Origin of the sequence: Methanocalculus sp. (genome assembly GCF_029762515.1) — an archaeon.
Taxonomy (GTDB): Archaea; Halobacteriota; Methanomicrobia; order Methanomicrobiales; family Methanocorpusculaceae; genus Methanocalculus.
In genome coordinates this window covers 1-7,724 of sequence record NZ_JARVGN010000063.1, presented here as the reverse complement: position 1 = coordinate 7,724, position 7,724 = coordinate 1, and the positions used below count along the sequence as shown (strand labels likewise).

Here is a 7,724-nt window from a genome sequence, read left to right as displayed (position 1 = left end):
CGCCTGTGCATGGTGGTGTTTGCAGTGCCGTGCAGTGGAGCGACGAGAGAAGCGAGGAGCGGAGTCGCACGGCTGGTTGGGGCGGAAAGTCGATCTCAAAGGCGGGCGTGCCTGGTTGTAAGAAAAGAGGGTTCGAATCCCTTCCGTGACCCTCAGCCATGTGAGGATCCTTCGCTATTACCCAATGGGTTCAAGGATTTGGAGTAATTCTTCCCGTATAATAAATGAGTCATTTATTATGCTTGACAGTAAATAATATCAGTAATCTTCTGGGGGTCAAGTATATGTTGCCACGCAATATCGATGAGATAAAAGTCAAAGACCTACAGCATTTAATTGATGAATCTTTTTTGGAAATGAAAACTCTTGAATATAAACAAGAACTTCCAGGCAATTCGGATGGAAATAAAAAAGAATTTTTAAGCGATATTTCTTCTTTTGCAAACTCAAATGGTGGTGATTTGATATATGGTATTAGAGAGGAGGATCATTATCCAAAAGAATTAGTCGGTGTGGAGGTAGCGGATGTCGATGAAGAGATCAGGCGATTAGAGGGCATGATTCGGGACGGCATTCGCCCACGCATTCCGAATATATCAATAAGGCAGATAGAAATCTCCGATGATAAATATGTATTCTTGTTTCGGATACCGAAAAGCTGGCTTAATCCCCATATGGTCATATATAAGGGGAGTTCCAGATTTTTCGCTCGAGCATTCAATGGGAAATATCAATTAGATGTTGATCAACTTCGTTCGGCATTTACACTTTCAGAATCAAAGATATCGCGAATAAAAGAATTTGTTCAGACACGGTTATCAGAAATTCTTTCAAATAACTATCCTCTTCCGATGAATAAATTTCCCAAGATAATCTTACATATTGTCCCTCTTTCATCGACTGAACTACAAATGCCTGATAATTTCAATGTTCTTGGTACAACTTCATTCCGTCCTTTGTTCTCTTTGGGGTCAAATCCCGCATATACTGCCGATGGCTTTATATCGTATTCACCAGGGCAGAATGGTAATCCTTCAAGAGGATATGTTTTAGTTTTTAGAAATGGAGTAATAGAAGCCGTAAGTTCATTTATATCATCTTATGAGAAAGAACAAGCTTTGCAAATTACCCGCCTTGAAGAGGGCATAATTGATGGAATAAAACAATATGCAAGAATATTTAAAATGTTGAAACTCGAACCTCCAGCATATATTTTTGTGCACTTAATTGGTGTCAAAGGCCTTGTTCGGCCTCGTTCGGATTCTTTCATCGATATTGACAGTATCCCAATTCAGAAAGATTTCATAGCACTTCCAAGTGTTGAATTATTGAATTATGAGATTGTAAGTGATGAAGAATGCGAAAATCTTGCATCAATATTAAAATTGCCGTTTGATGCTCTTGCGAATTCAGTAGGTTTACCCGGATCAATAAGATACGATCAGTAGGGGAATTGAGTAAAATAATACTTGTCTTTAAAGAGGATTTCACGTCTTTAAAAACATAATCGACTCTCTTTTACCTTCGCACTTCTTTAAATTCTTCGTATCATACATTAGAGCGATTTTTACCTTTCTACATCTTGAATTTACATCGATTGTCTTTTCCCGTTTACAATTAAATCCGAGATGGTTCACACTACAACAAAATTTCAAGAGAATTCAATTCCTCATTCACATCTCGGGCATTCCGCATAATGGAAATGCCTTAAACCAATTCATAGTCAGACTTCACAAAAGATTGGTTGAGATAAGGCTTTATAAGAGAAATTTCACCCAAATCGCCCATATTTCGCCCTTCATAGATTGCTTCAGACCGACGATCTCGCCTCACCGCAGGGTAAAGTATGTCAGATGGAAAATGTGACGTTAAATGCCCAATGCGAAACCGCTATAATATTGCCCCATTTGGTAAAAAAACCACAATAATTGTATTATTTAGATACTCAAGTATATACACCTCATCCGACCACTGCAAAAAACCCAAAAACAAGCCCAAATCACCCGCATTTCAGCCCGAAAAAGAGGGGGAATCCCCCAACTCTCCCTAGAACCGGATGATATGGTCCAGCACCATATCCCACATGACGAGCAGGCCCGGGATCACCACATATCCCAAAAGGCCGGCCCCCACGAAGATCCACACAATGAGGATCTCGTTGTCCATCAGCTCACCTCAAAACCAGAGGGGTATTTTCCCCTCAGGCCAGGGCCGGAACGGTGTCCGCCCAGGTCTCCACCGTGGTGCGGATGGCATCGTCCTCGTAGGAGGTGATCCGCACGGAATCACGCCCGAACGTGACGTAGTAGATCTCGCCGTTGGCATCGTGGCACTTCAGCTGGCAGGAATAACTCTCCCGGTCGAAGGCCCGGACTGCATCGCCGCCCATGGCGGTGGCGAGATCGGTGTCGGCCAGAAGATCGGCAGCCACGGCAGCGAAGGCCGCCACGCTGGGTGCCTTGGCCGAGATGGACCCGACCGTCTTGGCCTCGAGGTCCTCGTAGTTGATCCTCGCGGTATAGCTCTCCCTGTTCTTTTCCACGCCGTCGTAGTTCACGCCGCCCTGCATGTAGCCGACACACCCGAAGGGGTTGGTGTCGATCACATCCTGGATGACGCCCGCAAAGGTGGCGACATCCGCAATCGGGGCGGCGAGCTCCCGAACAGCGGTCTTGGTGTTGCTTGTTTCGATAAAGTCTCCCATCTCTCCTCTCCTGCCTGGAATTCCCCGGGTGCATCACAGGCAATTAAAAATATTACTCAAAATAATAAATACTTAATCGATATATTACTGCCAGATATTCGGGGGGAGGGGCATGATCGAGGAGAAGACGGCGAAAGAGATGATCTACGAGACCAACCGGGACGTGAAATGGATCTGCAAGATGCTGCAGGAGATGAAGGAGACCGACGACGATCTCGAGCAGCGGGTGCGGGCCCTGGAGGGGTGGCAGAGCCAGAAGATCGGCGAAGAACTGAAGGTGAAGGGCATCAGCGCCGCCATCGGGGCCGGGGCCGGCGGGCTGACCACGCTGGTATTAAAATTCTTCTTGAACCGGGGATGGTAGAGGCGTTCAAAGGTGCTGCGCCCCCCGTGTCCCCTAGTCCAGAATCCTTCTGATCTCCTCGATAAAATGGTCCGTCTGGTCCAGCGCCCCTTCGATCTCCTCCTTGATGGGCGGAGGGCCGAGGGTATACTGGCTTTCCTCCCGCTTCCTGCGCATCTTCCCGAAGAGGAGCACCCATTTCTTCTCAAGCGATCCGTCCGCGGCATAGGTTCCGAGATACTGCTCGAGGCAGAAGTGGCTCTTCTCCCGGATGCCGTCCCGGAAGAGGATGGCCCGGGCCGCATGGAACCTGCGCGAACTAGACGCCGTTCATCGCCAGGCGATTGTTGCCGATGCCGACGCTCTGCCGGGCCTCGTCCAGATACGCACGCGCCAGGTCGATCGACTCCCCCGCTTTCTGCCGGGAGGGCTCAACGGTCTGCAGCTTCCCGTCCGCGAAGCACTTCTCAAGCAAATTCAAGGTCCTCACCGTGCAATGTCAGAAAACCTCGCTTCAGGCTGGTATAAAAGGGCTGGTCATGCTCCTTGAGGTGGCACAGTTTATCGGGCGTGAGGAGGAGCGAGTTGACCTCGCAGCCGGCGTACTGTGCAATCTCCTGGTCCAGTTCTGCGGCGCGGATCTCGAGATCAGGATCGTAGCGGGAGACGAGGATCCAGACATCGAGGTCGCTTTCGGTGGTATTGGTCCCCTCCGCCCACGACCCGTAGATCCCGATCCCTTCCGCCCACGCAGGCAGCGTGACGTGGGGCCGCAGCAGGTCGAGGTTCAGGAGACGCTTGATCGACCGCCAGTACACACTGTCCTCCCGAATGAAGGCCCGGTGGTCGCGGGTCAACAGCTCCTCGTCCACGAGCATGTTGAGGTACTGGGAGACGAAACCCTTCGATCTCCCGGTGGCATCGGCAACGGCCTGAACGGTGACCGAAGCACGGAGGCCGACGTAGCGGAGAACGAGGATCCGCTCTTCTGATTTGAACAAACCGGAAAGCACGATATGATCATTTTGTTCGCGAACTAAAAACATTTTGTTCGCGATCTGTGAACATTCGGGTGAATGATACACCTCGACAATCCAGATCATTTGTTATATACATGTATACAGCAAACCTGCATCTCATGCCCCGCCCCGGCAAGTCTTCCCACTCACCGCAGCTGGACACTATCCGTATGGTCGAGCACTTTGTCCAGGCACACAGCGGGGAATACAAGCGCCGGGCCCTCTGGGAGAATTTGCCGAAGAAGATGATGTACCAGACGTTCAAAACCATCATCGATTACCTGGAGGAGTCCGGGAAAATTGCCGCAGATAGAGAGGGAAAGATCTGCTGGATTCACAACCCCGATCTCGTAAGAAAATACGCATTGCGTGAAGATCTCCGGGTCCGATGAAATGCAGCATCTATTTTGTCGATGAGAAAGTCCGGGAGGCCTTTGAGGCGCTCGGGGATTCCCGGAAGGCTGAAGACCGCCAGCTTGCGGCCTTGCTGGATCGGGCAATTGACCGGATTGCGGAGAATGCCTTTTGTGGGGTTCAGGTACCGAAATACCTGATCCCGAAGGAATACCATCGAAACTACGGGCCGCTCAACAATCTCTGGAAGTATAACCTCTCCCGGAATTGGCGGCTGCTGTATACGGTTGCCAGTGACGGTGACACCATCGCGGTGATCATCGAGTGGATGGACCACACCGAATATGATCGTCGGTTCGGGTATTGAACCGTTTTGGGTACATTTCTCGCACTATCGCCCGATTTTGGATAATTTCGATATTGTCACGAACTCGTAGCAAGATTGCTGATACGACAAAGACTCAAACTCGTCACTTCTGCAGTCGCAACTGCTCCATCGAAATGCACATCTTTATTGCTGCCTCATCTAAGTTCTCAGATAATAGATACCACGGGAAATATCGACCAAATTGACAATTCACTCGATCGAGAGTTCGAGCTGAAACGAGAAGATCTGGAGAAACGGATTGGATCTGTCTTTCACGATAAAAACCAGCTGAAACGAGCTGTGACTCACAAATCACGCTCGAATGAAGAGGGGCATGATTGCGAAGACCAGGATCCCCTCCGCACGCTCGGCGATGCGGTGCTGAAGGCTATCCTCTGCGACTGGCTCTTCCACCAGGAACTCACTACGAAAGGAGAGATCACAATCATCAAAAGCGAGGCTGAGAAACGTAATTTCCTCGCTGAATTGGGGAAACAATTGGATCTTTCCGTTGCCATTCTGCCCGGGAAGGGCGCAGAACACCAGAAACAGCACGAGCAGCCGAATGTGATCGCCGAAACGCTCGAGGCGATCATCGCTGCCATATACCTCGACCGCGGCTATGATGTCACGAAATACGTTGTATCTGGCTGGTATGAACCATATCGTGAATATTTGATGAAAAATTAGTTTCAATTTTTCGGGTGATCAGCCCCAGCTGTTCCTGAACCCCACCACCGCCATCGCCGGGGATTCACGGGATCGATCTGGTTTCCTGCGAGCAATTTAGGATAATCAGCGAGCAATTTTTGGAGGAGGTCTTCCGAATCGTATGCCTTCTCCTTCATCTCCACGAGTTCCTCATCGCCCTGCAGGAGGAATATTTCGCCCTGCATGAAGGGTAATTTGACTGGGTCTCTATAGGCGATATGATTTGAATTTCTCCACATCGGTGGGATTTTCGGGATCGAGGCTGCACCATACCATCTCGCGTGAGTAGAGCCTGACCGTTGGTAGTGTGCCCTTGATTTCTGGGAGAAAGTCACGGAGCGTATCATACCATGCACGCCGCTCATCACGGTAAGGTGGATCGTTATCACGCATGTCAAGCTTGTTGCACCATTCCTTCCATGCAGATATGGAGAAGCCGACACTCAAGGAATCCGGGTAGTGGTTCACGGGGAGGAGCATGGGCTTTTTGGAATGAATTTTAAGATTTTTCCTCCCGCACAACATCTCACAGGTACACGCTCAAGGCAATGCGAATCGGCAACAATATCGTCGGCACGTGCAATTACCGACTATGGAATTCACCACCAGCCCTGTTGTCCATCAAAAGCGTCTGGCCGTCCTGATAGACGCCGATAACGCCCAACTCGCCATTATTGGAAACCTCCTGGAAGAGGTTGCCAAGTACGGCTCCGCCACGGTGAAACGGGCATATGGAAACTGGACCGCACCCCAGCTCGCCGGATGGAAAGACTCTTTATTGAAATATTCAATTCAACCGATTCAGCAATTCAACTATACCGACCACAAAAACTCAACGGACAGTGCCCTGATCATCGATGCGATGGATCTCCTGTATGCCGGGAACCTGGATGGATTTTGTATCGTATCCAGCGACAGCGATTTCACCAGGCTTGCGTCCCGGCTCCGGGAATCCGGGATGATCGTGTACGGGTTCGGGGAGCAAAAGACGCCGGAGGCGTTTGTCGAAGCATGCGACAAATTTATTTATACAGAAATTTTACGGGCCGGTGCACAGGACGCAGAGAATGAGCCCGCGGAGGAACCTGTTCGCCAGGTATCCACTCAAGAACTCAAAGGGAATACAAAACTCGTCAATCTCCTGCGCAACGGGGCTGAAGATGCCTCCGGTGAAGATGGGTGGGCCAATCTCGCGGCGGTGGGCCAGATCATTCAGAATAAAGCTCCCGATTTTGATTCGAGAAATTATGGATTCAAGAAACTCAGTGAACTGTTCCGTGCAATCGGGCTCTTTGAAATAGAAGAAAGGGGAAATGCGGCATCCCACGTGAAAGTAGTGTATGTCCGGGATAAAAGGCTGAAAAATTAAAGCCTCATTACCAATTTCTCGGAAATTTGGTTTTGTTTACATTCTTAGAGAAGAAATGCATTCAAGAGAGTGTTGATTGCGTATGCTCGATGTTGGCAAAATCTTTGTTTGGACCGCCTATAGAAAAACTGCTTTTAAGTTATAATTCAAATATTTTCCAAGAATCCGGGTAAATTCAATATTTATATATATCATCTTTTAATACCTCTCATCGAAAAAACAGGAGGTGATTAGAGATGGGAAAAGGCGGAGGCCGTGGGCACAGCCCGAACGATGATCGATCCAACTCGATGAATCCAAACAATGCCGCATATCAGGCAGCGATGGATAACCATGCAAACCAGTTGAACCCGAATAATGAGCGATATCAGGGAGACGACGAGGAAGAATAACTCTTTTTTCCCGACCAGTATTTACGAAATAATCTGATTCATTTTTTATCCGCTCTCGCTCTCTCCTTTTATTCGGTATCTGGTTTCTTCCATGAGGGAATGAATCATAATAGTTATCGAGGAAATTATCGAAAAACATTATCGATTGCTTTCATAAAGCATCGACCAATTCTATGTTGAATTTTTGATGAATCGAAGAGGATTCGGAAAATTCATTGTTTGCAATGAGAATTCTGGTTTTTTGGGCCAGTTCTTCTCGAAACCTATTCCACCCTTCCTTCGACGTCAGATCGTGGGCCAGACTGATCGATTCGATATGGAGGGGAATTCCCTCCGGGCCCGGGTGTCCTTCCCTCGTGATGTCGAAGAAAAAAGTCCCCCGGATTCCCTGGATCGTATCTGGATAGAGCAGCATACCGCTTTCGGCCCCGGTTTTCGTGATGTAGGCGTACATCTGGTACATAT

The 7,724-nt window shown here is 48.8% G+C and carries 14 protein-coding genes and 1 pseudogene; 8 read left to right on the top strand and 7 right to left on the bottom strand.

The window, feature by feature from the left end; genetic code table 11:
- The first annotated feature begins 284 nt into the window (after positions 1-284).
- The gene (locus tag QCH34_RS03495; protein WP_300330163.1) at positions 285-1,448 is read left to right on the top strand and encodes an ATP-binding protein; all 1,164 of its coding nucleotides are present in this window, start codon (positions 285-287) and stop codon (positions 1,446-1,448) included.
- A gap of 398 nt (positions 1,449-1,846) precedes the next feature.
- A complete protein-coding gene (locus QCH34_RS03490; RefSeq protein WP_300330160.1) occupies positions 1,847-2,050 on the top strand; it encodes a hypothetical protein in 204 nt (67 codons plus the stop codon).
- A 150-nt stretch (positions 2,051-2,200) separates the two neighbouring features.
- On the opposite strand, the gene QCH34_RS03485 is transcribed toward QCH34_RS03490, so the two are convergent.
- On the bottom strand, positions 2,201-2,704 hold the full coding sequence (locus QCH34_RS03485) for a hypothetical protein (protein ID WP_300330157.1): 504 nt from the start codon (positions 2,702-2,704) through the stop codon (positions 2,201-2,203).
- A 112-nt stretch (positions 2,705-2,816) separates the two neighbouring features.
- Between QCH34_RS03485 and QCH34_RS03480 the strand changes: the two genes are divergently transcribed.
- The gene (locus tag QCH34_RS03480; protein ID WP_300330154.1) at positions 2,817-3,068 is read left to right on the top strand and encodes a hypothetical protein; all 252 of its coding nucleotides are present in this window, start codon (positions 2,817-2,819) and stop codon (positions 3,066-3,068) included.
- 33 nt (positions 3,069-3,101) lie between these two features.
- Here QCH34_RS03480 and QCH34_RS03475 read toward each other — a convergent pair.
- From QCH34_RS03475 to QCH34_RS03465, 3 genes and pseudogenes are all read right to left on the bottom strand, one after another.
- Positions 3,102-3,344 (bottom strand): annotated as a pseudogene (locus QCH34_RS03475) (HEPN domain-containing protein); the annotation flags it as partial.
- Between the two features lie 22 nt (positions 3,345-3,366).
- A complete protein-coding gene (locus tag QCH34_RS03470; RefSeq protein WP_300330151.1) occupies positions 3,367-3,522 on the bottom strand; it encodes a hypothetical protein in 156 nt (51 codons plus the stop codon).
- On the bottom strand, positions 3,515-4,150 hold the full coding sequence (locus tag QCH34_RS03465) for a nucleotidyltransferase domain-containing protein (RefSeq protein ID WP_300330148.1): 636 nt from the start codon (positions 4,148-4,150) through the stop codon (positions 3,515-3,517). The genes QCH34_RS03470 and QCH34_RS03465 overlap by 8 nt, the downstream gene beginning before the upstream one ends.
- Before the next feature lie 11 nt (positions 4,151-4,161).
- Here QCH34_RS03465 and QCH34_RS03460 point away from each other — a divergent pair, with 11 nt between their 5' ends.
- The 3 genes from QCH34_RS03460 to QCH34_RS03450 all read left to right on the top strand — a co-directional run bounded on the left by QCH34_RS03460 (position 4,162) and on the right by QCH34_RS03450 (position 5,477).
- A complete protein-coding gene (locus tag QCH34_RS03460) occupies positions 4,162-4,458 on the top strand; it encodes a hypothetical protein (protein ID WP_300330145.1) in 297 nt (98 codons plus the stop codon).
- Positions 4,455-4,787 carry a hypothetical protein gene (locus QCH34_RS03455; RefSeq protein WP_300330142.1) on the top strand — a complete coding sequence of 111 codons (333 nt, stop codon included), beginning with the start codon at positions 4,455-4,457 and terminating at the stop codon, positions 4,785-4,787. Before QCH34_RS03460 ends, QCH34_RS03455 begins: the two co-directional genes overlap by 4 nt.
- A gap of 75 nt (positions 4,788-4,862) precedes the next feature.
- The gene (locus QCH34_RS03450; protein WP_366898286.1) at positions 4,863-5,477 is read left to right on the top strand and encodes a ribonuclease III domain-containing protein; all 615 of its coding nucleotides are present in this window, start codon (positions 4,863-4,865) and stop codon (positions 5,475-5,477) included.
- Positions 5,478-5,479: 2 nt separating this feature from the next.
- Here the strand turns inward: QCH34_RS03450 and QCH34_RS03445 are convergent, their stop codons facing one another.
- Together QCH34_RS03445 and QCH34_RS03440 are read right to left on the bottom strand one after the other, a co-directional pair.
- Positions 5,480-5,683, bottom strand: coding sequence for a hypothetical protein (locus QCH34_RS03445; RefSeq protein ID WP_300330136.1), 204 nt, complete (start codon positions 5,681-5,683; stop codon positions 5,480-5,482).
- A 22-nt stretch (positions 5,684-5,705) separates the two neighbouring features.
- Positions 5,706-5,978, bottom strand: a complete 273-nt coding sequence (locus QCH34_RS03440) for a hypothetical protein (protein WP_300330133.1) — start codon at positions 5,976-5,978, stop codon at positions 5,706-5,708.
- Positions 5,979-6,090: 112 nt separating this feature from the next.
- Between QCH34_RS03440 and QCH34_RS03435 the strand changes: the two genes are divergently transcribed.
- Both QCH34_RS03435 and QCH34_RS03430 read left to right on the top strand, forming a co-directional pair.
- Positions 6,091-6,867, top strand: a complete 777-nt coding sequence (locus QCH34_RS03435; RefSeq protein WP_300330129.1) for an NYN domain-containing protein — start codon at positions 6,091-6,093, stop codon at positions 6,865-6,867.
- Between the two features lie 236 nt (positions 6,868-7,103).
- The gene (locus tag QCH34_RS03430; RefSeq protein ID WP_300330126.1) at positions 7,104-7,259 is read left to right on the top strand and encodes a hypothetical protein; all 156 of its coding nucleotides are present in this window, start codon (positions 7,104-7,106) and stop codon (positions 7,257-7,259) included.
- Positions 7,260-7,410: 151 nt separating this feature from the next.
- Here QCH34_RS03430 and QCH34_RS03425 read toward each other — a convergent pair.
- On the bottom strand, positions 7,411-7,724 hold a 314-nt coding region (locus QCH34_RS03425), incomplete at its 5' end, for a hypothetical protein (protein ID WP_300330123.1).